Source organism: Campylobacter coli (assembly GCA_039516895.1).
Lineage (GTDB): Bacteria > Campylobacterota > Campylobacteria > Campylobacterales > Campylobacteraceae > Campylobacter_D > Campylobacter_D coli_B.
Map to the genome: position 1 here is coordinate 1,277,759 of CP154437.1, position 24,633 is coordinate 1,302,391.

At 31.3% G+C, this 24,633-nt stretch carries 23 protein-coding genes; 7 read left to right on the plus strand and 16 right to left on the minus strand.

Going from position 1 to position 24,633, the window contains the following annotated elements; all coding sequences use genetic code 11:
• Positions 1 to 14 precede the first annotated feature (14 nt).
• From sucD to AAID94_06440, 5 genes are all read right to left on the minus strand, one after another.
• Positions 15 to 884 (minus strand): succinate--CoA ligase subunit alpha, encoded by an 870-nt coding sequence (sucD, locus tag AAID94_06420; GenBank protein ID XAK23474.1) that lies wholly within the window; start codon positions 882 to 884, stop codon positions 15 to 17.
• 9 nt (positions 885 to 893) lie between these two features.
• Positions 894 to 2,057: an ADP-forming succinate--CoA ligase subunit beta gene (gene sucC, locus AAID94_06425; GenBank protein ID XAK23475.1), complete on the minus strand. Its 1,164-nt coding sequence runs from the start codon at positions 2,055 to 2,057 to the stop codon at positions 894 to 896.
• Positions 2,054 to 2,962, minus strand: a complete 909-nt coding sequence (locus tag AAID94_06430; protein ID XAK23476.1) for a malate dehydrogenase — start codon at positions 2,960 to 2,962, stop codon at positions 2,054 to 2,056. Before AAID94_06430 ends, sucC begins: the two co-directional genes overlap by 4 nt.
• Entirely contained in the window at positions 2,959 to 5,163 is a 2,205-nt protein-coding gene (locus tag AAID94_06435; protein XAK23477.1) for an NADP-dependent isocitrate dehydrogenase, read from the minus strand. The genes AAID94_06430 and AAID94_06435 overlap by 4 nt, the downstream gene beginning before the upstream one ends.
• Positions 5,164 to 5,279: 116 nt before the next feature.
• Entirely contained in the window at positions 5,280 to 7,850 is a 2,571-nt protein-coding gene (locus tag AAID94_06440) for an AsmA-like C-terminal domain-containing protein (protein XAK23478.1), read from the minus strand.
• On the opposite strand from AAID94_06440, the gene mltG reads away from it, so the two are divergent.
• From mltG to AAID94_06465, 5 genes are all read left to right on the plus strand, one after another.
• A complete protein-coding gene (gene mltG, locus AAID94_06445; protein ID XAK23479.1) occupies positions 7,765 to 8,769 on the plus strand; it encodes an endolytic transglycosylase MltG in 1,005 nt (334 codons plus the stop codon). The genes AAID94_06440 and mltG overlap by 86 nt on opposite strands.
• 71 nt (positions 8,770 to 8,840) lie before the next feature.
• Positions 8,841 to 9,272, plus strand: a complete 432-nt coding sequence (gene flgB / locus AAID94_06450; protein ID XAK23480.1) for a flagellar basal body rod protein FlgB — start codon at positions 8,841 to 8,843, stop codon at positions 9,270 to 9,272.
• 9 nt (positions 9,273 to 9,281) lie between these two features.
• Positions 9,282 to 9,776, plus strand: a complete 495-nt coding sequence (flgC, locus tag AAID94_06455; protein XAK23481.1) for a flagellar basal body rod protein FlgC — start codon at positions 9,282 to 9,284, stop codon at positions 9,774 to 9,776.
• Between the two features lie 6 nt (positions 9,777 to 9,782).
• Positions 9,783 to 10,082, plus strand: coding sequence for a flagellar hook-basal body complex protein FliE (fliE, locus tag AAID94_06460; protein ID XAK23482.1), 300 nt, complete (start codon positions 9,783 to 9,785; stop codon positions 10,080 to 10,082).
• 5 nt (positions 10,083 to 10,087) lie between these two features.
• Positions 10,088 to 11,893, plus strand: a complete 1,806-nt coding sequence (locus tag AAID94_06465) for a penicillin-binding protein 2 (GenBank protein ID XAK23483.1) — start codon at positions 10,088 to 10,090, stop codon at positions 11,891 to 11,893.
• On the opposite strand, the gene AAID94_06470 is transcribed toward AAID94_06465, so the two are convergent.
• From AAID94_06470 to AAID94_06520, 11 genes are all read right to left on the minus strand, one after another.
• On the minus strand, positions 11,886 to 13,694 hold the full coding sequence (locus tag AAID94_06470) for a Na/Pi symporter (protein ID XAK23484.1): 1,809 nt from the start codon (positions 13,692 to 13,694) through the stop codon (positions 11,886 to 11,888). The genes AAID94_06465 and AAID94_06470 overlap by 8 nt on opposite strands.
• Complete coding sequence (locus AAID94_06475; GenBank protein XAK23485.1) at positions 13,669 to 14,103, minus strand: hypothetical protein; 435 nt, start codon at positions 14,101 to 14,103, stop codon at positions 13,669 to 13,671. Before AAID94_06475 ends, AAID94_06470 begins: the two co-directional genes overlap by 26 nt.
• Positions 14,100 to 14,420 carry a rhodanese-like domain-containing protein gene (locus AAID94_06480; GenBank protein ID XAK23486.1) on the minus strand — a complete coding sequence of 107 codons (321 nt, stop codon included), beginning with the start codon at positions 14,418 to 14,420 and terminating at the stop codon, positions 14,100 to 14,102. Before AAID94_06480 ends, AAID94_06475 begins: the two co-directional genes overlap by 4 nt.
• A complete protein-coding gene (gene htpG, locus AAID94_06485) occupies positions 14,417 to 16,246 on the minus strand; it encodes a molecular chaperone HtpG (GenBank protein XAK23487.1) in 1,830 nt (609 codons plus the stop codon). Before htpG ends, AAID94_06480 begins: the two co-directional genes overlap by 4 nt.
• Before the next feature lie 72 nt (positions 16,247 to 16,318).
• On the minus strand, positions 16,319 to 16,687 hold the full coding sequence (gene crcB / locus AAID94_06490) for a fluoride efflux transporter CrcB (GenBank protein ID XAK23488.1): 369 nt from the start codon (positions 16,685 to 16,687) through the stop codon (positions 16,319 to 16,321).
• Positions 16,681 to 17,373 carry a lysophospholipid acyltransferase family protein gene (locus AAID94_06495; GenBank protein XAK24791.1) on the minus strand — a complete coding sequence of 231 codons (693 nt, stop codon included), beginning with the start codon at positions 17,371 to 17,373 and terminating at the stop codon, positions 16,681 to 16,683. Before AAID94_06495 ends, crcB begins: the two co-directional genes overlap by 7 nt.
• Positions 17,354 to 18,553, minus strand: a complete 1,200-nt coding sequence (locus AAID94_06500) for an SH3 domain-containing protein (GenBank protein XAK23489.1) — start codon at positions 18,551 to 18,553, stop codon at positions 17,354 to 17,356. The genes AAID94_06495 and AAID94_06500 overlap by 20 nt, the downstream gene beginning before the upstream one ends.
• Positions 18,550 to 19,194: a phosphoribosylformylglycinamidine synthase I gene (purQ, locus tag AAID94_06505; protein XAK23490.1), complete on the minus strand. Its 645-nt coding sequence runs from the start codon at positions 19,192 to 19,194 to the stop codon at positions 18,550 to 18,552. The genes AAID94_06500 and purQ overlap by 4 nt, the downstream gene beginning before the upstream one ends.
• Positions 19,194 to 19,439 carry a phosphoribosylformylglycinamidine synthase subunit PurS gene (gene purS / locus AAID94_06510; GenBank protein ID XAK23491.1) on the minus strand — a complete coding sequence of 82 codons (246 nt, stop codon included), beginning with the start codon at positions 19,437 to 19,439 and terminating at the stop codon, positions 19,194 to 19,196. Before purS ends, purQ begins: the two co-directional genes overlap by 1 nt.
• 8 nt (positions 19,440 to 19,447) lie before the next feature.
• Positions 19,448 to 20,158 (minus strand): phosphoribosylaminoimidazolesuccinocarboxamide synthase, encoded by a 711-nt coding sequence (purC, locus tag AAID94_06515; protein XAK23492.1) that lies wholly within the window; start codon positions 20,156 to 20,158, stop codon positions 19,448 to 19,450.
• Positions 20,159 to 20,160: 2 nt separating this feature from the next.
• Entirely contained in the window at positions 20,161 to 21,498 is a 1,338-nt protein-coding gene (locus tag AAID94_06520; protein XAK24792.1) for a S41 family peptidase, read from the minus strand.
• A gap of 143 nt (positions 21,499 to 21,641) precedes the next feature.
• Here AAID94_06520 and AAID94_06525 point away from each other — a divergent pair, with 143 nt between their 5' ends.
• Positions 21,642 to 21,923: a metal-sensing transcriptional repressor gene (locus tag AAID94_06525; GenBank protein XAK23493.1), complete on the plus strand. Its 282-nt coding sequence runs from the start codon at positions 21,642 to 21,644 to the stop codon at positions 21,921 to 21,923.
• Positions 21,924 to 22,058: 135 nt separating this feature from the next.
• Positions 22,059 to 24,632, plus strand: coding sequence for an AAA family ATPase (locus tag AAID94_06530; protein XAK23494.1), 2,574 nt, complete (start codon positions 22,059 to 22,061; stop codon positions 24,630 to 24,632).
• The last annotated feature ends 1 nt before the right edge of the window (position 24,633 follow it).

Genomic DNA, 24,633 nt, shown 5'->3' on the forward strand with positions numbered 1-24,633 from the left:
ATCTTTTTCCTTTTTTAGCCTAATATTTTTTGTATTTCTTCACCGATTAAAGCTGGAGAATCCACTACATGAATTCCATAAGACTTTAACGCTTCTTTTTTAGCTGCAGCACTTTCATCAGCACTACCTACTATAGCTCCTGCGTGTCCCATTCTTTTACCTTTTGGCGCAGTCGCTCCCGCAATGAATGCTACCACAGGTTTGCTAATATTTTCTTTAATAAATTTTGCTGCTTCTACTTCTAAGCTACCGCCGATTTCCCCTATCATAACAATAGCTTTTGTTTCGTTATCTTTTTCAAATTCACTTAAAAGTTCTTTATAAGCAAGTCCTATGATAGGATCGCCACCAATTCCTACTGCTGTTGAAATTCCATACCCACCTTGAACTACTTGATTAGCTGCTTCATAAGTTAAAGTTCCACTTTTTGAAATAAGCCCTACGCAACCCTTTTTAAAGATAAAGCCTGGCATAATGCCTAATTTGCATTCTTCAGAAGTAATGATTCCTGGGCAATTTGGTCCTATAATTTTCATACCTTTTTTATTTGCATACTGCTTGGCAAACATCATATCTTTAACCGGAGTATGTTCTGTAATTACAACAGCAAGCTTAATACCCGCATCCGCTGCCTCGATTACACTATCACCCACAGCAAAAGCAGGAACAAAAATCAAACTTACATCAGCTCCCGTAGCCTTAACTGCATCCGCAACTGTATCAAAAACAGGCTTGCCAAGATGAGTTTGACCACCCTTATGAGGAGTTACTCCTCCTACTATATTTGTACCATAAGCTATGCATTGCTCTGCATGAAAAGTTGCTTCTTTACCTGTAAAACCTTGAACTATTACTTTTGTATTTTTATTAACCAATATACTCATTTTTTATCCTTATCCTACTAAACTTTTTACTAATTCTGCACCATTTTTAAGATTGGTTGCTGCTTTGATATTTTTAAGATTTGAGCTATCTAAAATCGCTTTTGCTTCAGCTGCATTTGTACCATCAAGACGCACTACGATAGGAATATTAACCTCAACATTTTTAGTTGCTTCTAAAATACCATTTGCAATTCTATCGCAACGAACAATACCACCAAAAATATTGATAAATATTACTTTAACATTTTTATCTCTTAAAATAATCTCAAAAGCTTTTGCGACTGTTTCAGCAGATGCACCACCACCCACATCTAAGAAATTTGCAGGTTTTGCACCGCTATAATTGATAATATCCATCGTTGCCATAGCAAGTCCTGCACCATTTACCATACAAGCAACATCACCGTCTAATTTTACATAACTTAAACCAAATTCAGCCGCTTCTCTTTCAGCAGGATTTTCCTCTGTAATATCTCTAAGTTCAGCAATCTCTGGATGGCGATAAAGCGCACTGTCATCAAAACTACATTTTGCATCAAGAGCATAAAAATCTCCTTCTGCAGTTTTAATTAAAGGATTGATTTCAAGCATATTCATATCTTTATCCATGTAAAGCTTATAAAGTTTTGCTATCATAGAAATAAGTTTTTTGCTTTCATCTTTATCTAGTCCTAGAACTTTTGCTACTTCAAGACCATGGAACATTTTAAAGCCAATTTGTGGATCAATACCTACTTTTGCAATTTTTTCAGGGCTTTCTTTAGCTACTTTTTCTATATCCATTCCTCCTTCGCTTGAGGCAATGATTGTAATTTGCTCTGCCATTCTGTTAAATAAAATAGCTAAATAATATTCTTTTACTATATTTGCACCACTTTCTATGTAAAGTTTTTGCACCAATTTACCCTCAGGTCCTGTTTGATGAGTAACCAAATTCATACCTAAAATTTGACTTGCATAAGCCTTTACCTCATCTAAATTTTTAGCGATTTTAACACCACCGCCAAGACCACGACCACCTGCATGGATCTGAGCCTTAACAGCCCAAACACTACCGCCTAACTCTTTAGCATTTTCTACAGCTTCTTCTACGCTAAATGCAACCTTTCCCTTTAAAGTAGGGATACCATTGTCTGCAAAAATCGCTTTTGCTTGATATTCATGTATATTCATTTATCTTCCTTTATATATTGATATTTTATTAATGATTTTTTTACCTTGTCTTTTTCTTCGTCGCTAAGCTCAAGCTTCATAATCTCAACAACACCCTCTAAACCCAATCTTGCCATAGTTCCTAAGGCTTTATTTTGCACTCCAAATTCCCCATGCAAAATCACACTCATAGGCAAAAATTCTCCACTTCTTATGGATTCGAGCATTCTTACACAAGCGCTTGCAGGTGCCAAATATGCTGAAGTCTTAAGATGTTTAATCACCTTTGCACCACCGGTTTTAACTTCATTTTCCAAATCTTCAAATTCCTCTTCGCTTAAAAGCTCTCCGAGTTTTTGATTTTTAACACTTGCATAAGATTTTACTAAAACCATATCATCATTATGAAAACCAATTAATCTTGTATCCACGCTTGAAATTTTGGCTTTTAATTTTTTGGCTACCTCATACTTAAATCTTGCATTGTCTAAAACCCCTGCCATAGCAACAATTTTTTTAGAAGAAAAAATTCCGCTCTCGTAAAGAGTATTGAGCAAAAAGTCCACAGGATTTGTCAAAATGATAAAAAGTGGATCAGAATTAAATTCTTTAATTTTTTTAGCACAATCAAGCATAATGTTTGCATTAAGTTGCAAAAGCTCTTCTCTGCTTTGACCATCTTTTCTTGCAAATCCTGCGCTAAAAAGCACAATATCAGAATTTTTTGTATAAGAATAATCCTTGGTGCAAATTAATTCTATATCCAAATTTAAAGCAGCTATGCTTTGGGATAATTCTAATTCCTTTGCAATCAATAAATCTTCATTGATATCAACTAAAACAATCTCATTCGCCAACTCACGCAAAATTAAAGCATAGGCTACACTTGAACCTACATTCCCTGCACCGATGATTGTGATTTTCATCTTTGTCCTATTTTTTCTATGATAGCATTAAAAGTTGCACTTGGACGCATAATTTTATTTGCTTTTTCATCATCAAATTTATAATAACCGCCTAAATCAACCTTCACGCCTTGAGCGTCATTAAATTCAGCTCTAATTTTTTCTTCATTAGAGGAAAGTTCTAAAGCAATATCTTTAAAAAAGCTTTGAAGCTCCATATCACTTGCTTGTCTTGCTAAATGATTTGCAAAATACATTGCTAAATAAAAATGGCTTGTACGATTATCATCTTCTTTTACTTTTCTTGATGGAGCTTTATTATTTTCAAGCCATTCTCCTATAGCTTCATCAAGACATTCTGCTAAGACTTTAGCTTTATGATTATTGCATTTATTAGCATAAAATTCTAAGCTTGCTTGTAGGGCTAAAAATTCACCCAAGCTATCCCAACGCAAATGGTTTTCTTCTACTAATTGTTCTACTTGCTTTGGTGCTGAACCCCCTGCTCCGGTTTCAAACATAGCTCCACCATTTAACATTGGTACAACTGAAAGCATTTTTGCACTTGTTCCAAGCTCTAAGATAGGAAAAAGATCAGTTAAATAATCTCTTAAAACATTTCCTGTAATAGAAATGGCATCTTTTCCAGCGCGAATCAATTCTAAGCTTTTTAAGCAAGCTTCATAAGGAGCAAGGATAGCTATATTTTTATTTTTTTCCTTAAGACGGTTTTGAACTAAATCTATCATAATTTTATTGCTAGCTCTTTTGCTATCTAACCAAAAAATCGCCTCAGCCCCTGTTAAATCAGCTCTTTCTATGCCCAAGTCAATCCAATTTAAAACAGCATCAAATTTAGCTTGATTAGCTCTATAAATGTCACCTTTTCTAACTTTATGCTCTAATAAAACCTTACCCTTAGCAATGATTTTAAACACTCCATCTTCTTTAGCAACAAAAGTTTTATCATGTGAGCCGTATTCTTGAGCTTTTTTAGCCATCAAGCCTACATTAGATACACTGCCTAATTTTGCAGGATTTAAAGTGCCATTTTTATGCAAATCTTCAATAACTGCTTCATAGATAGTCGCATAAGTTTGATCAGGGATAACTGCATTTGTATCTTTTTCTTTGCCTTCTTTATCCCATAATCTTGCCCCATTTTTAAGCATAGCAGGCATAGAAGCATCAACAATAACATCGCTTGGAACATGCAAATTAGTAATGCCCTTATCTGAATTTACCATAGAAATATCAGCACGACTATTTAAAATTTCATTATATCTTTTTAAAATCTCATCTTTTTTACTTGAAGTTTCTACCTTGCTTAAAAGCTCGCTTAATCCATTGTTTGGATTAATTCCAAGTGTTTCAAATTCATCTTTAAATTCATCAAATAATTCTTTAAAAAAGATTTTTACCGCATAGCCAAAAAGTATAGGATCACTTACCTTCATCATTGTAGCTTTTAAATGAAGAGAAAAAAGCAAATCATTATCCTTGCTTGCTTTGATTTCTTTAGCATAAAAATCTTGCAATTTTTCTACATCCATAAAGGTTGCATCTAAAATTTCATTTTTTTCAAGCTTTAAACCCTCTTTTAAAATTTCACTTTTGCCACTATCTGCGACAAATTCAATACTTGCTACACAATCCTCATCGATTAAAACCGCTTTTTCATTTGAAAAGAAATCACCTTCTTTCATATAAGATACACGAGTTTTAGAATTAGGATTAAACTCAACCACGCGATAAGGATTATTCTTCGCATAATCTTTAACCGCTTTAGTAGAACGGCGATCTGAATTGCCTTGTCTAAGCACAGGATTAACCGCTGAACCTAAAACCTTTTGATATTTTGTTTTTATTTGAAATTCTTCATCGTTTTTTGGTTCGTCTGGGTAGTTTGGTAACATATAACCCTTTTCCTGCAATTCTTTAATAGCAGCTTTCAGCTGTGGAATAGAAGCTGAAATATTTGGAGTCTTAATTAAATTTGCATCTGATTTTTTTACGAGCTCACCCAAAAGCTCCAAAGCATCTTCGCATCTTTGATCTTCTTTTAGATACTCACTAAAAGTAGCTAAAATTCTTCCAGATAACGAAATATCAGAAGTTTTTACTCCTATATGCGCCTTGCTTAAAAAAGCTTTTACTATAGGTAAAAACGAATAGGTCGCAAGCGCTGGAGACTCGTCTGTCAAAGTGTAAGTAACTTGCATTTTCTGTCCTTTTAAACACTAATTTTATTTTTCAATCTAAAGTATATTACAATTAAAAAAAAATGCAAGAGTAAATTTAAAGTTTGTTTTAGTTTTAAAACAAACTTTAAATACTTTTAATTAAATAGATTAGAAGGAAGTTGTATGATATTTTTAATCAAGTTAAAAGGAGTTTTTAAAGTATCACTTAAAATTTGGGTATGAAATTTTGGATTATCCAAAGCGCCATCGACTTTTATATTGGTACTTATTTCTTGATTTTTCCCTAAAATAACATAATTTAAAATCGGAACCTTTGAAATAGTTTCAGAAGCTGATTTTAAAGTTTTTAATTCCAAATCTACATCAACGGTATTTAATCTTAAGTTTGCGCTACCTAAACCATACAAATCCATACTATCTCCATTTAAATTAATCGCTTCAAAACTAAGCAAATCCTTCTTACGATTAAAAACAACCCTTCCATCATGCAAACTTAAACCTTTTTCATTAAAAGTAGGAGTTTTAAACATCAAAAGACTTGGAACCGTATCGATAAAAGATATAAGCTGATTAACCCCTTTAAGGTCCCTTATAAAAGTATCTTTAAAATTAAATTCCCCCTCAAAATAATCTATGCTGCTGCCTACCACACTAAAATTAAAAACACCCTCCTGCACGGCTCGCTTTTGTAAAAATTCATTAAGATGCTCATCGTTTATATTTTTGACAAATAATTTCAAATCATTAGGACTATAATGAAGATCAAAATTTGCATTCTTGCGAGTAGCCCTAGCATCTAAGATATCGCTCTTTAAATTTGCCTCTAGTTTATCAAATTTTAAAGTTTTATTAAAATCTGCTAAAATCAAAGCAAGATTTTCTCCATTGAGTATAATATTTTGAGTATTTTTTGCTATATCAAATGAAGAAGCGGAAGCATTTTTATCTTTTTGATAAGTATAAGTCAAATTTTTAAGATGTATGGTTTTATTATTATCAATAATCTTGGCACTGACCAAACCACTTTGTGTATTTATGTCTAAAACACCATTTTTACGGACAATACCAAAGCTATCATTTTCATAAGGTTTATTATCGACTAACAAGTTGTTTTTAAAATGAGCATCCTGTATTTGTGCATTAAAGTCATTAAAATCTATACTTTTATAATAAATACTTTTTGCACTCATAAAACCGAAATTTTTTAATAAAGGCGAATGAGGTATTAAAACACTAGAATTATTGGCATATACTTCAAGTCCTTCTTTAAAATTTAAAGTCAAATCCCATTCTGGCATACTAAGTTGTAAATCATCTTTATAGTCTAAATTTATCACTGTTTTTTGATTTCTCATATCAAAAAGCTCACCATTGTCAAAATACAATCTTGAAATTTGAGTATCAAAAATACCCTTGTGGTTGGCTAGATCGATTTTAGCATTAAAATTTGCTTCCAAAAACTCATTTTTTACACTTGCATTTTCTATGCTCAAGTCATTTTGATTCAGTTTAACAAAAGCTTTAGCCACATTAAAATTTGCCAATGTAAGCTCCGCATTTTCTAAAGACAAAGTGCCATTGTATTTTAAATCACCTTTTTCATTAAAATCGATTATAAGCTCTAAATCACTTCCAAGCTTTCCACTTTTTTGATAAAAAGGTAAATTTAAATTATAATTTTTTAATGCCTTGGCAAGCTTTTCATCAAATTTTAAATTTTTAGATTTGATACGCAAATAAATTCCATGTTTTTTATTGTCAAATAAATCATATAAAAACACCTTGCTTTCACTTAAGTCTGATTCATTATAACTTGCCTTATTGAAAGTAAAATTTAATTTTTGATTGCTTAAATTTAAATCAAGTTTTGGAAAATTAATGGCATTCATTTGATTGTCCAAACGAACTTTTACATTATTTGCATAACCCCATGCACTGATATCATCAAAATAATAATTATTTTTAGATAAATCAACAAAACCTTGAATAAAGTCAAAATGATAGAAATCCCCTTTAGCTCTGTGTGCAACCCAAAGAACTAAAGGTTTAGGAAGTGTTATTCTTTTTTCTGCTTGATTGAAAATAGTAGTAATATCTCTAATGTTAATATCTTCAAATTTATAAGCTAAGTTTTGATTTTTATAAGAAATATTTACTTTAAAATCAATCAAATCACCACTTGCTTGGCCTTTAAAATTATAAAATTCACTTCTTGCATTAATACTTAAATTTCCATCTACGCTTAAATTATAATCTTTAAGCCAAAGATTTTTGATATCAGCATTGATTTCTTGCCCCTCTCTGTGCAAGGCAAGTTTTAAAAACAATAAATCATTATCTACAAAAAATTCATCATTTTTAAACAATATACGCATATGATTATCTTTAATATTGAGATTTTGTATGTCTATTTCCTCAACAAAAGTATAAAGATATTTTAAATTCTTAGTAATCTTTAACAACTCCTTAGAAGCAAAATCAGAATTTTCATTCTTATCATCTTGAATGCTTGCATTAGTATCTTCATTAAATGTAATATTTTTTGCTCGCACAATGAGTTTTTTATCTAATTTAATATATAATTGCTCCAAATTTAAAAAACTTAATTGGATATTAGATATGAGAATACCATTCTTAAGAACTAAAAATATAGCCGAGATAAATACAATTAAAACAAGTAATACATATACAATTTTCTTTTTCATTAGAAACTTCTTTTTGATATTTATTTTAGGAATTTTTTATTATTTAACACAACCTTTAAAAAGCAATTCTGTTGTTTTTTTGCCTCAAGGTTCTATTGCTCAAATTATAACACATCTAAAGCAAAATAAATACGAAATGAACTCGATTGATAAATATATCTTGTTTTTCTTAGGCCATCCTCAATCAGGTTGGATAAATATAGGCACAAAAGAACTCAATAGGATAGAATTTTTACACAAACTTACCATAGCCAAGGCAGCATTAGAAACTCTTACTCTAATCCCTGGAGAAACCAGTGTAATTTTTTTAGAACAAGCTGCACAACAATTAGAACTTGATAAAAACACGCTTTTAGCTGAATTTGAAAAACAAGCCACATATAAAGAAGGAGTTTTTCTTCCTGAAACCTACAAAATTCCAAAAGGAATCACAGAAGCACTTTTAATTCAAGTTTTACTCAAACATGCAGAAAATACAAATAGAAAAACTTCGGAAAAAATTTTTGGTGAATACAATGCTAAAAAATGGCACCAATATATCATAACAGCGTCAGTCATTCAAAAAGAAGCGGCTAATGAAAGCGAAATGCCTATAGTTGCAAGCGTTATTTATAATCGTATCAAAAAAGGTATGAAACTTCAAATGGATGGGACTTTAAACTATGGAATTTATTCTCATGCAAAAATCACTCCTCAAAGAATAAGACAAGATAATAGTTCCTATAATACTTATAAATTTGAAGGTTTGCCTAAAGAAGCAGTTTGCAATGTTTCTCTATCTGCAATTCGTGCTGCTATCTTTCCTGCAAAAACTGATTATTTATATTTTGTAAGAGATAAAGCCACAGGAGCGCATATTTTTAGCACCAATCTTAACGATCACAACAAGGCTATTAATTTGCAAAAAACAAATAATTGAAATTGTAAAAATTTATGCAAGTTGGAACAGTATTTGCTTGTTAATTTTTGAAATTATAAAAAGGATAAAAAATGATTAACCCATTCAAATCAAAAGAACTTATCACAAGTGCTTTAGCGGGTAGAAATTTAAGAAATCAACTCATCAATGCAAACCTTGCAAATGTTGACACTCCTTTTTATAAAGCAAGAGATATTGAATTTGAAACTGCTTTGGTAAATCGTGCAAATGAAATCTTTAAAAAAAATGACAATAAAGAATTGCAATTAGCAATAACCGAAGAAGGGCATCAAAAACCTTGGAAATTTCCAGATCCTAGCAAATCTACTATTTATCTAAGAGATGGACATTTAGCAAGAAATGATGCTAACACTGTAGATTTAGATGTTGAGACTACTGAGATGAGTAAAAATACAGTGATGATTACAGCTCTTGATGGGGTCTTAAGAAGACAAAGTAATATTTTTAGCTCTATACTTGATGCAAGTTCTAAATTAAGTTAAAGGTAAATTATGGCATACTTAAGTGATTTTGATATTAGCGGATATGGTTTAAGTGCTCAACGCTTTAGAATGAATGTTATTAGCTCCAATATAGCTAATGCAAATACAACAAGAACAGCTGAAGGCGGACCTTATAGAAGACGCGAAGTGATCTTTAAAGCAACAGATTTTGACAAGCTTTTAAATGAGCAAATCAATAAAGACAATAACTTTTTAAAATATGAAAATCCTTTAAATGATCCAAGCTCGCCTGAAGAGGCAAAGCCTGCTATACAAAGTGTTGTTGTAGATAAAGTCGTAAGAGATGATAAAGATTTTCGTATGAAATACGATCCTTCTCATCCTGATGCTAATGCACAAGGCTATGTAGCATATCCAAATGTAAATCCTGTCATCGAAATGGCAGATTTAATTGAAGCAACAAGAGCTTATCAAGCTAACGTTAGTGCTTTTACAAGCGCAAAGACTATAGCTCAAAGTGCGATTGATTTATTAAGAGGATAATAAAATATGAATAATATTAATGATTTAAGATTAAATAACAACATTTCAAATACAAACAAAAGCCAAAACTCTAGTGATAGAATCGGTGATGAATTTGCCAAAATGCTTAAAAATGAAATTGAAGATTTAGATAAAACTCAAAAAACTGCAGAAGCTGCGATGACGGATATTGCAACAGGACAAGTAAAAGATTTACACCAAGCAGCTATTGCTATTACAAAAGCTGAAAGCAGTATGAAATTTATGCTAGAAGTCCGAAATAAAGCTATCAGTGCTTATAAAGAAATCACAAGAACACAAATTTAACTTATATGCAAGAGCATAAGAAAAATCGCGTTTCAAAAGTCGCCTTTGCTTACTGCATGGCACTTTTTTTTATGATTATTTTTCTTAGCTCTACCTTTTTTCTCACTTCAAAACGCCATATCCCCAATACCGAAAAAGATCAATACTCTATTGCCTTGCGCGGAAACATCATCACTAAAGATAATTTTACTATCACAAGCTCGAGACAAATTTATCGCGCAGAAATTGATTTAAGAAGTATCAATAAAGATAAATTTGATTTATTTTTAAAACTTTTTCAAATATATAGTGGGATTAGCGATAGTGAAATTGCAGATATTAAAAAAAGAATCCAAAAACAAAAAAAACGATCCTATCATTTTATCCTTTCTCAAAATTTAGATTCTAAACAAGCAAGTTATCTTAAAGATCTTGCAAAAAAGCTTTATATACAAGGATTTTTTAAAGCATTTACCAATAACTTAGGAAAAGCCGAAACAAGGGGCTTGAGCATCATAGAACACGAAGAAGATAGAATTTATATGTCTAAAGATGCCTTAACTCCAGCCATAGGTTATACAAAAATGGTTTTAGATCCTCAAAGTGGAATTTTAAAAAATGTTGGAGTAAAAGGGCTTGAGAAATACTACGATGCTTGTCTAAATCCGCTCCAAAACGAGAAAATTCAAGGTTTAAAAGATATAGGTGGAAATATAATCTTAAATTTAAATTCATTACAGCAAAAAAAGATTGATGGTTGTCTTTTATATCTTAATATATCCTTAAAACTTCAAAAAAGCATTGAAAAAGCGATTGATGGAAGAAATGAAGATTTAAAAGCTAATGAAATCATAGTCGGAGTCATGGATAGTAAAACAGGTCAAATTTTAGCTCTTGCAAGCTCTAGACGTTATGATCCGCAAAATCGCGGCAAAGATTTATCTGTTTTAAATGCAAGCGCCATAGAGTATGGATACGAAGCAGGATCGGTTATCAAGCCTTTTATTTTTACAACTGCTCTAAGACTTGGCAAACTCAAGACAGATGAAGTGATTAATACCTATGGCGGAGCCTATAAACTGGGTCGTTTTACCATTAGAGATGATCATAAAATGGATCAAATGACTATGGAAGAGGTAATTAGGTATTCTTCTAATATAGGGATGATACAAATTGCCAAAAGATTGAGCAATCTTGAAATCATTGCTGGGCTTAAAATTTTTAAATTTGGTGAAAAGAGTGGGATTGATTTGCCTTACGAACAAAAAGGAGAAATTCCCAATTCCAAGCGTTTAAGAGATATAGAAAAGTCGGTATTAAGTTATGGATATGGTTTAAAAACAACCTTTATACAACTTCTTGCTGCCTATAATGTTTTTAATAACAATGGGGTTTATATAACTCCACATTTGGCTGAAAAATTCTATCAAGATGGACGCTTTGTAAGTCTTGAAGAGGATATCAAAAAAGAAGTTATCTTAACCCCGCAAGCAGCACAAACCATGCAAAAAATTCTTATTGATGTTATAGAAAAAGGTACAGGAAAAAAAGCCATCACTCAAGGCATAATCATAGGAGGCAAAACAGGAACCGCACGTATTGCAGAAAGACAAGGCTATACTTCTAATCGCTACAATGCTTCTTTTTTCGGTTTTGCTAATGATGCAAAACATAATTATACCATAGGAGTTTTAGTAAGAAATCCTACTAAACCTTATAGTTATTATGCTGCGCAAAGTGCTTTGCCTATGTTTAAAGATGTTGTAGATATTTTAATCAATGAGGATTTTTTAACCCCTGTCATTGTAGAAAATAACCAAACTCTTAATTAATATCATCCCAAAGCACCTTTTCTCTTGCAAAAATGATTTCAACAGCATCTATGAGATCTTTAGCGATCTTAGCGATAAAACTTGTATCATTGATTATGGATATACCTTCTGCGGTAGTGATTTTTCTAACCAAAATAAGATGTTCGACATTATTAAGAGTTAAACCATCAATTTCTTTTAAAATTTCCTTACCTTTTTGAAGATTTTTAATAATTAAATACATTTTTTCATCATCAACAGCCCTAAGCTCTTGAATACTTCTTAATAATTCTCCTAAATTAGATCTTATTTTATTGTATTCTAAGGCCAAATCTTTATTGTTGCAATTAGAGTATTTTTTGATATTTTCTTGAACTAATTTTAAATTTTTAGTTGCCTCTGTAAGATTTTTAGCAGCGATTTTAAAAGTAAAAATTCTATGATTTTTAAGCTCATCATCTATATGAATTTGTGCTTTGGTTGAAAAATCGATGATCGCTTCAAAAAGCACTTTGATTCTAGTTTGATACAAATAATCCAAATCCACATTTCTGCTGAACCATTTTTTATTTTGTAAAATTTCTTCAAAACTTTTATTGCTTTGTATATCCTTGCGACTTAAACCTATAGCATGAGCGATAATCGCATACGCATTATCATAAAGATGCTCGCTTTCTTTTCGCAAGGCTTCGATAGCTGTATCGCTAAATTTCAATAAATTAGAATCAAGATATAAAGGTCGATCCTTGTTTTTATCCTTAGACGCTTTAACGCTCTTGTTTAAAAAATTTACCAATTGCGGGATAAACAATACAAAAACAAATATTCCTAAAAGATTAAACAAGGTATGAAATAAAGCCATTTTCAAAGCTAAATTTTCTATATTCAAAATTCCTGCTATCCCATTTAAAAAATCAATAAAATAAGGAAAAATAGCTATGATTATAATTGCAATAGTAAAATTAAAAATACAATTTGCAAAAGCAAGCTTCTTACCTTCGACATTAGTGCTTAAAGAAGCTAGCACAGCTGTTACCACACCTCCTACGCTAGTACCTAAAGTCGCTGCTAAAGAATTTTCAAAACTGATTTGTCCTGCCAATAAGGCTGCGACTATGATGGCTATTGTCGCTGTGCTTGATTGAATAATACCTGTAAGCAAAGCCCCAAGTCCTACAAAAATCAGCACTCCCTTAAAACCTGTAAAATCAAAATAAGACAAATCTATAGCATCTTGAAATTCATTAAAACCATTTTTTATATAATCCACTCCCAAAAAGAAAAAACCTATACCTATAAAAATATTCCCAAAACTTTTTATAATATTGTCTTTTTGAAAGAAAAATAAAACTCCAATCACAAGCAAGGGTATAGCCAAGATAGAAATATTAACCCTTGTAAGCCAAACAATCAGCCAAGAACTCGCAGTATTTCCTAAATTTGCACCAAAAATAATCCCCACACCAGCGGTCAAAGATATAAGTCCTGCACTTAAAAAAGAAAGGGAAATAATTGAAACTAAAGTCGAAGATTGCATGATAAGAGTACTAATAGCACCAAAAAGTATGCTTTTAAATTTCGTATTTGTTGAGCGAGCAAGGATTCTTTCAAGTAAACCGCCACTAAAAGATTTAAACCCTAAACTTAAATTTGTCATTCCTATAAGTAAGATTGCAACTCCAGCTAATAAGTTGGCAAATTCACTAAAGCGAATTAAAGCAAAGATCAAAATCAAGGTAAAAATACCCCAAAAACTTATCTTGAGATATTTTAAAAAGTTTTTGTCTTCTTGCACCCTATCCTCTAAGCTTTTCAAATTCACTCATTAAATTTTCTCTTAAATTTTCAGCCTCTTCTTCGCCATTTTCCAAATACTCGAGCAATAAATTTTCAAGCTCTTTTAAAAAATCAAAAAGCTCATTTTGCCATACACTATCACTTTTATTACTTAAATTCATTGTTTGTATAAAGGTAAGCTCTCTGCTTAAATCCCCTAATTTTTCCAATAATTCATCTTTTCTATCTTGATCTTTTAAGGCAAAACTATTATTTTGAATTCTATCCTTAAATTCTCTAATTCTTTCATCAATAATATCACAAAATTTAGGATAAATATCTGATTTTATAGGCTCAAGCAGTGCTTTTTCATCTATATTTAAAGTAAGTTTTTTAAGTGCAAAATAAAGAAGTAAAAAAGATAATGCTGCTATTAACAAATAAAGTCCTATCATATCAAACCTTTTAATGCCAACATCCCACCATCTAAATTTACACTTTCTAAGCCAAGTTCATTTTTAATAAAATTGGCAGCCATCATACTTCTATGACCTCCACGACAAATAAAAGCAAGTTTTTTATTTTTATCCCTTCTTGTTTGAAATTCTTCTAAAAAATTAGCATTTAAAAGTCCGTGATTATCATATAAAGCTACACATTCAGCATGGGGTAAAACACCCTCTTCCCATTCAGCTGGAGTGCGAACATCAAAAATTTGATATTCGCTTAAATCCTGCTTCATCCAAACACTTGCTGGGAGATTTGTAATCATGAGAAAGCCTTAGTAATGATTTTTGTAAGACTTGCATTAAATTCAGCCGGATTATCCACGCCCATACCTTCGCTAAGTTTTGCCATGTTTAAAACCAAAGTTGCTATATCAGCACTAAAAGTTTCATTATTTTTAAGGCCTGTAAAAATTGCGTGCTTTGGATTGATTTCCAAAATAGGTTTAAAGTTTTGCTCTTGTCCCATTTGTTTTAAAAGCTGCTGCATTGCAAAATCAGGTTTATTTTTATCATAAACAATACAACTTGGACTATCTTTTAAACGACTTGTCAGTCTCACATCTTCAACTTGATCTTTTAAAAGCTCTTTAAATTTAGCCACCAATGGAGCAAATTCATTTTTTTCTTCATTACTTAATTCATTTTTATCTTCAACTTGGTTAATAGCTACAAATTTCAAGCCCTCATATTCTCCAAGCATAGGAGTAACCAAAGAATCGATCTCATCATCCATGAGTAATACTTCTATATTTTTTTGCTTATATTCTTCAAGCAAAGGTGAATTTCTAAGCAAGCTTTCATTGCTTCCAGTGATATAAAAAATTTCTTTTTGTTCGCCTTGTATATCGTTTTTGTATTCTTCTAAAGAGCGCAAGCTTTCGCCTTTGGTGCTTTTATAAAGCATGAGTTTTAAAAGACTGTCTTTTTCGCCACCAAAACCATAAAGTCCTTCTTTTAATACCTTGCCAAAATTCTTAAAAAAGCTTAAATATTTTTCTTTATCTTTATTTTTAAGTTTTTCAAGCTCGCTAAGTATTTTTTTAACACTGGCTTCTTTTACACCTTTTAAAATTTGATTTTCTTGTAAAATTTCACGGCTTACATTAAGTGGTAAATCCTCTACATCGATGATCCCGCGTACAAAACGCAAATAAGTCGGTAAAAGCTCTTTATCGTCATCACTGATAAATACACGCTTTACATAAAGTTTTAAACCGCTTTGATAATCCACACGATAAAGATCAAAAGGTGCATTTTGCGGGATAAAAAATAAAGAATTGTATTCTAATTTTCCTTCGCTTTTGGTGTGAAGATAAAGCAAGGGTTTGTTAGAATCGTGAAAATTTTGCTCATAAAATCTTTCATAATCCTCTGCTTTAAGGCTTGATTTTTGCATTCTCCATAGAGCATTAGCTTTGTTAATCTGAGAAATTTTAAGCTCGGTTTTTCCTTCTTCCTCGCCCTCTTTAGCAGGGATAAATTCTTCTTTTTCCATAAAAATTGGAAATTGAATATGATTTGAATATTTTTCTATAATACTTTCAATTTTATAAGAATTTGCAAATTCATCATCTTTTAAATATAAAGTGATACTTGTCCCTTGCTCTTCTTTAGTCGCATCTTCAATCTCATAGCCATTTGCATCAGAAATCCAAAGATAGGCTTTATCATCTAAAGCTTTTTTGCTTAAAACTTCGATTTTGCTAGCTACCATAAATGCAGAATAAAAACCTACGCCAAATTGTCCTATAAGTTGAGAATCTTTTTTTGCATCACCACTTAAATTCTCTAAAAAGCTTTTTGTACCACTTTTTGCTATGGTTCCAAGATTGTTAATAAGGTCATCTTTATCCATACCTATACCATTATCACTAATAGTAAGGGTTTTTTTATCTTTATCGATTTTAATATCTATTCTAGGTTCAAATTTTAAACTTTTATATTTATCATCACTCACGCTTAAAAAATTAAGTTTATCTAAAGCATCACTTGAATTTGATACAAGTTCTCTTAAAAATATTTCCTTGTTTGAGTATAAGGAATGAATCATCAATTGTAAAAGTTGATTTACTTCAGTTTGAAACTGCATTTTTTCTCCTTTATAAATTTTGAAACAGATATTTTAGCAAAAAATACAAATTCTAAGGTAAATTTCAAGAGCTTACTTAAAAATTATAAAACCAAGCCAAACTGCTATGAGACAAAGAATTATATTGAATAAAATATTTAAAGAAAAATTAAAATAATTTCCACTTTGTAAAAGCAGTAAATTTTCATAAGAAAAAGTAGAAAAAGTCGTAAAAGCCCCTAAAAATCCTGTACTTACAAAGCTTTTAATGGCAGGAGATAAACCCTTATGATGCGCATAAGAAAATAAAAGTCCCATCATAAAAGATCCTAAGATATTAACAAAAAGAGTACCAAAGCTTATAGAATGAGGTAAAATTTTATTTATCAAATTGATAGAAAGCATTCTTAAAACTGCCCCTATAAAACCCCCAAAACCCACAACTAAAATAGTATTTAGCAAAGCTTAGCTCTTTCTTGATCTAGCAATTCTTGCATTTTTTTTCTAGTATTTTCAAGCCATTTATCATCACTCGTATCCACTAAATCCATGCAGATGATTTTCAACACTCCAGAACTAGCACTAAAACTTTTAGTATCTAAAATTTTCGCAGAATCGACAATTAAAATAGGCTGCACCTTTAAGTCAAGCTTATCGCTTAAAACTTTAGCACCACTTTGAAATTTAAGCAATTTTTCGTTTCTAGAACGCGTTCCCTCAGGAAAAATTGCCAAAACTCTATCTTCACTCAGTCTTTGCTTAGCTTCTTTTAAAACACGCACCAAATCGCGTGGATTTTTTCTATCTATACAAAGAAGCTTGGGTTTTTTAATGGCGATTTTAAAAAGAGGAATTTCACCCAATTCTTTTTTAGCAATCCAGCATAAATTTTTAGGATACAAATCCTCTAAAGCTATAATGTCTAAAGTGCTTTGATGATTCATTAAAATCATATTTGCACTAAGATTAAATTCTCCTATGACTTCATATTTGCAAAAAAGAATATTTTTTTGAAATCTAGCCCAAGATTTTCGAAGTTTCCAAAGAGTATCTTGGGACTTTATAAAACAAAAGCATAACACAACAAAAGCTACGCTTATAATAAAAAATAACCAAAAATATAAAGCTTTAATTTTTTTGTAAATCACTACTTTCAACCCATCCTATCCTACCATCTTGAAAAAGCACTTTGACGTAATGAAGTCTTTTACCTAACACCTCAACCTTTTCGTTAGAATTTGCTGTATAAAAATAAGTTGATGACTCAGTTGGTAAAATTTTAGCTCTAGAACCCGCTTTTAAAATTGCATTTTCTGTGTTAGTATCTACAAGAAAACCAAGTATAAAACATAAAAGCGCTCCTGCTAAAATAAAATAATTTTTCTTCCAAACAAACCATAATGCCAAAATAAAAGTTAAAGCCCAAAGAGCATATTGTTTATAAATATTAAAATCCCTATTTGTAGGATTTAAATCGCTTTGAGTGCTTACCTCATCATCGCTGATTTTAAGCTTAAAGCTCATATTTTCCATTTTTTTAGTGTCTTTGTTAAAATAAGAAAATTCAAAATCTGTTTTAGTCGATGGAAAAATAGCATAATAAAAAGCATTAGAAGAATTAAAATCACCCTTTAAATTTTCAATACCCTGTTTCTCGACTCCATTTACAAAAAAACTCTTAAGATTTGTATTTGTAGCACTTAATTCAATCATTGTAATAATATTTGAATCATCAAAATAACTGGTTTTAATTTTTTTAACTTCCAAAGAACTTGCCACAAGATGTGAAAAGTTTTTATTATTGGGCGTATTTTCAAACTGGATAGTACCTATACTAATACTAGCACTTTGAAAAACTTTTCCATTTCTTAAAAGACTGACTGAAATCTGTTCCAAATTTGCATTTGAAGTTTTAGCCTCAAACCACAAAACAGCCCTATAATCGCCTTTAATGTACTCCCATTTTAAATCAGGATTTAAAAAAACCAAGTCCTTGCTTTTTTGCAAAGTGATATTAAAATCAAAATTTGTATCTTCTGTAGTTTTGGCATGAAGGATTATGGGAAACGCCTCTCCAACATATACTTTGCTAAGATAATCATCAGTAGTAAGAACTAAAGAGCTTTGGGGTATAAAAGGATCATATATATTACTATCAAAATCGGAATTTTCATCACTTGGAGCGATATTTTGATAAATTTGCTGCTCCTCTTTTGGAAGTTTTTGTAGTTCTTTTTGCATATTTTCATCTTGACCATCAAAAACAGAAATTTCACTTCGAGCAAAAAGACTAAAACAAACAAAAACTAGAAAAAGTATTATTCTCACATAAAGCCTTCAAGCATTCTTAAGCCTATATCATTACCTAAAATTTTATCGCAAGCACGCTCTGGATGAGGCATAAGACCAAAAATTTTTTTATTTTCATCACAAATTCCTGCGATATCTAACACAGAGCCATTAGGATTTGGTTCATATTTTAAAAGGATTAAATCCTTATCTTGCATTTTTTTCAAAGTAGCTTCATCTGCATAATAATTTCCTTCGCCATGAGCAATAGGAAGATTGATGATTTCATCTTTCTTAAAATTTTTTAAGAAAACATTATTATTCGAAACAACTCTTAAATTTTGATTTTTTGAAATAAAGCTTAAATTATTATTATGCTTCATGGCACCTTCTAAAAGTCCGCTTTCAAGCAAAATTTGAAAACCATTGCAAATTCCTAAAATATATCCACCTCTTTTCGCATGTGCAATAACGCCTTGCATAGCAGGAGCAATTTTAGCAATTGCTGCACATCTTAAATAATCTCCATAAGAAAATCCTCCAGGTAAAACCACTAAGTCTGCATTAATTTCTTTTTCTTCGTGCCAAACGACTTGCGCTTTTACGCCGATTTTTTCAAAAGCATATTGGGTATCAAATTCGCAGTTTGTTCCAGGAAATCTAATAATAGCAACTTTCATCATTTCTCACTTACAATAAGCTCATAATCTTCGATTACGCTATTTACCAAAAGCTCTTCACACATACTTTTTACGCGCTCTTTTGCTTTTTGTTCATTACTCTCATCTAAATCAAGTATAATTTGTTTAGCTACTCTTGCTTCTTTTACTTCGTTAAAATTTAAAGAATGTAAAGCCTTTTCTATAGCTTTTCCTTGGGGATCTAAAACACCATTTTTTAAAAAAACATTGACAACTATTTTCATTATATTCCTTAGTTTAGAATTCTTTTTAAAACCTCTTCATAGGCCATTTTAACATTTCCTAAATCTTGACGAAATCTGTCTTTATCTAGCTTTTCATTGCTAAATTTATCCCAAAATCTACAGCTATCAGGACTGATTTCATCTGCTAAAACGAGCTCGTTATCTTTAGTTAAACCCAGCTCAATTTTAAAATCAATAAGTCTTAAATTTTTAGCATCAAAAAAAGGACTTAAGATCGCATTAATCTTTTTAGCCATTTCTTTAATTTCTTTAATCTGTGCCTCATTTTGTACTAAATTTAAAATCAAACAATGCTCATCATTAATAAAAGGATCTCCTAGCTCATCATTTTTAAGACAAAATTCCACCAAAACAAAAGGTAAAACCGTGCCATCTTTAATACCCAATCTTTTTGTAAGCGATCCTGTTGCAACATTGCGTACTATAACCTCAATAGGTATAATTTTACATTTTTTTATCACTTGCTCATTGTCGTTAATGGTTTCAACCAAATGGGTTTTTATGCCATTTTTTTCAAGTAAATGAAAAAGCTCGGTGCTGATTTTGCAATTTAATGCGCCCTTTCCGCTTTCGCTCCCCCTTTTTTCGGCATTAAAAGCTGTTAAATCATCTTTAAATTCACTTATAAGAAAATTTTCATCTTCGGTAGCATAGAGTTTTTTACCCTTACCTTCATAAAGTAATTCTTTTTTTTTCATAATTATTGTCCTTGTTTAATATTTAAGATTTTGATAGTATCTATGGCAGATTTTAACTGCGCATCATCATTAATTTGCTTTTGAGTAATAATATTCTTATCATTTTTTTGTTCTTTCTTGTCTTCTTTTTTCTCATTTTTATCAAGTTTTTCTAGCTCACTCTCTAAATGCTGCTTTAAATCGCTTTCTTTGATATTGAAACTATCTTCTTGAGTATTGACTTTTCCTGGAAACACTTCAATATCGGGTTTTACACCCACTGCTTGAATAGTGCGTCCACTTGGCAAATAATATCTTGCAATAGTAAGTCTTAAAGCTTCAGTTTCATTAATCGGAATAATTTGCTGAACACTGCCTTTTCCAAAAGTATTTTCTCCTACAATTATAGCTCGCTTAAGATCTTGCAAAGCCCCACTAACAATCTCACTAGCACTCGCACTTCCCCCATTTACAAGCACCACTAAAGAACTATCAGAAATTTTATTTTTTGGATTTGCTTTATACTCTTGATTTTCACTTGTAACGCGTCCTTTTTGAGAAACAATCACTCCTTTATCTACGAACAAATTAACAAGTCCAGTGGCTTGATTTAAAAGGCCGCCAGGATTATTTCTTAAATCCAAAATTACACCCTTTACATCAGGATGTTTTTTAAGCTCTTTGCTTGTCATATCTACAACATTTTTATCAAAATTTGTAACTCTTAAATAAAGTATATTTTCATTTTCAATAAGCTTTGCATAAACACTTTCTACTTTGATAATATCACGCGTTAAAGCAACATCAAAAGGCTTAGTCGCTCCTTTTCTAAATATAGTAAGAGTGATTTGTGTCTTTGGTTTTCCACGCATTTTATCTACTGCATCATTTAAGTTGATTCCCAAAGTAGCTTCATCATTGATTTTTAATATAATATCACCTGATTTAATCCCTGCTTTATCCGCTGGAGTTCCTTCTATAGGAGAGATAACAGTCAAGGCACCATCTTTCATACCTACAGTGATCCCAAGCCCACCAAATTCACCACTTGTTTGAATTTTCATATCGTTAAAATCTTTTTCATTTAAAAAAGAGGAATGTGCATCAAGATTACTCAGAAGCCCAGAAAGTGACTTATCAATCAAATCTGTAATATTTTCATCATCTACATAATACTGCTCGACTATAGCTAAAGTTTTAGTCAGTTTATCCAAAGACTCTAAGCGTTGTTGCATTAAATCAGATTGATTCTTTGGTTTTGCTTGTAGGTTGCTTGCTAAAAAAACACAAAGAGCCAAAGAGCCTGTAAAGCCTGTAATAGCGGCTAGAAATCTTTTACTACTCAAAATGAACTCCAAAATTAAATATTTTAAGCCCAAATTTTAATAACTTTTGCTTAAAAATTCGTAAATAATACTAAATTTGTTATAAGTTTAATGGATTTAAAAAAATTAATGCTAAAATATTTTATATTTTTTAATTTTAAAGCAAGAAAGAATATATAATGAAACACACTCATACACATTCTCCAAAACATATCAAAGCCATAAGTAATCGCCTAAGTCGTACCATAGGACATTTAGAAGCTATTAAAAAAATGGTTGAAAGAGATGAGGATTGTAGTGATATTCTTATCCAGCTTGCTGCGGTCAAAGCAGCGGTTAACAATACCGCCAAAGCCATACTTAAAGAACATTTAGCCCATTGTATGTATCATGCAGTGATGGAAAAAGATACGCAAAGCATAGAAGATTTAAACAAAGCTATTGATATGTTTGTCAAGTAGCCTTTTTTTAATACTCTAAATTGAATACTTTCAAATAAATACTTAATTTTATTGCAAAAATATTATAAAATAACTTGACATTATTTGACTAAAGTTATATAATGCTGTATATATAAAACTTGAAAAGGATATACAATGGCAAATATACAAGAATTTTTAACCGACAATATGCTTTCAAATCTTGAAAGTGCGGCATCTTTAGCAATTCATTCTAAAAATAATGAAGTTGTCCCTTTGCATCTTTTATGGGCTTTAATTGTAGACAGTTCAAGTATTTTAAATCAAATTTGTAATAAATTTAATATTTCAAAAGAAGCTTTAGAGCTTGAAATCAAAAGCAAAATTTCAAATCTTGCAACAAGCTCTAATGTAAATCGTGAAAATATGCGTTTTTCTAATGAATTTATCAATTCTTTAGAAAGTGCTAAAGGACTCATGAGTGCCAATGGTGATAACTATTTAAGCGTAGATACTTGGCTTATAAGCGAAAGTGAAAAAAACCCTATTAGAGAAATTTTAGCTAAATTTATAGATATTAAAGAATTTCAAAAAGAACTCCAAAATCTAAGAGCGGGACGCAAAATCGAAAGCAAAACAAGTGATGAAACCTTAGACAGCTTAAATAAATTTGGTATAGATTTAACCGCAAAAGCAAGTGAAGGAAAGCTTGATCCTGTTATAGGCAGAGAAGAAGAAATCGAACGCTTGATGCAAATTCTTATACGCAAAACGAAAAACAATCCTATACTTTTAGGTGAACCAGGAGTAGGAAAAACAGCAATCGTAGAAGCTTTAGCACAAAGAATTATCAAAAAAGATGTACCAAAATCTTTACAAAATAAAAAAGTCATAGCACTTGATATGAGTGCATTGATCGCAGGGGCAAAATATCGTGGAGAATTTGAAGATAGATTAAAAGCGGTGGTAAATGAGGTTATTAAAAGTGAAAATATCATACTTTTTATCGATGAAATTCACACCATAGTAGGCGCAGGAGCAAGCGAAGGAAGTATGGATGCGGCAAATATTTTAAAGCCAGCACTTGCAAGAGGCGAACTACACACCATAGGAGCAACCACTCTTAAAGAATATCGCAAATACTTTGAAAAAGATGCAGCCTTACAACGCCGTTTTCAACCCGTAAATGTAGGTGAGCCTAGCGTAAATGAAGCTTTAGCAATGCTAAGAGGTATTAAAGAAAAACTTGAAATTCATCACAATGTCACCATAAATGATAGCGCTTTAGTAGCGGCAGCTAAGCTTTCAAAACGCTACATAGCCGATCGTTTTTTACCCGATAAAGCAATTGATTTAATCGATGAAGCTGCGGCTGAACTTAAAATGCAAATTGAAAGCGAACCAAGCTCTTTAAGAAAAGTACGCAAAGACATAGAAACCTTAGAAGTAGAAAATGAAGCTTTAAAAATGGAAAATGATGAAAAAAATCAAAAAAGACTAGATGAAATTTCCAAGGAGCTAGCAAATTTAAAAGAAAAACAAAGTGCCTTAAACTCTCAATTTGAAAATGAAAAAGCAGTCTTTGATAGCATAAGTGCAAAGAAAAAAGAAATTGATAGTCTAAAAAATGAAGCCGTTTTTGCGAAAAACAAGGGTGAATTCCAAAAAGCTGCAGAATTAGAATATGGCAAAATTCCAGAATGCGAAAAAGAAGTGGCAAATTTGGAAGAAAAATGGAAAAAAATGAGCGAAAATGGAGTCTTGCTTAAAAATCAAGTTGATGAAGATTTGGTTGCTGGAATTTTAAGTAAATGGACAGGGATTAGCGTGCAAAAAATGCTGACTTCAGAAAAACAAAAATTTTTGGAAGTAGAAAAACACCTAAAAGAAAGCGTAATTGGACAAGATAAAGCTCTAAGCGCTTTAGCAAGAGCTATCAAACGCAATAAAGCAGGATTAAATGCAGACAACAAACCTATAGGAAGCTTTTTATTTTTAGGACCTACAGGAGTAGGAAAAACACAATCTGCTAAGGCTTTGGCGAAATTTTTATTTGATGATGAAAAAGCAATGATTCGCTTTGATATGAGTGAATTTATGGAAAAACATAGTGTTTCAAGACTCTTAGGAGCACCTCCTGGCTATATAGGACATGAAGAGGGTGGCGAGCTCACTGAAGCGGTGCGTAGAAAGCCTTATAGTGTGCTTTTATTTGATGAAGTCGAAAAAGCTCATAAAGATGTATTTAATGTGCTTTTAGGAATTTTAGATGATGGTAGAGCAACCGATAGCAAAGGTGTAACCGTGGATTTTAAAAATACCATTATCATTTTAACTTCAAATATCGCCTCAAGTGCTATCATGAATTTAAATGGAAAAGAACAAGAAGATGCGGTAAAAAATGAGTTAAAAAATTTCTTCAAGCCTGAATTTTTAAATCGCTTAGACGATATCATCACCTTTAATCCACTTGGAAAAGATGAGGCATATGAAATAGTTAAGCTTTTATTTAAAGACTTGCAAAAAAGTTTGGAAAATAAAGGCATAAAAGCAAGTCTTAGTGAAAATGCTGCACTTTTAATCGCTAAGGACGGATTTGATCCTGACTTTGGTGCTAGACCTTTAAGAAGGGCTATTTATGATTTAATCGAAGACAAACTAAGCGATATGATACTTGCAGATAAGCTTGATGAAAACGATGAGATCATCATCGATGCAAAAAATGATGAGATTGTTATCGAAAAAGTTTAAC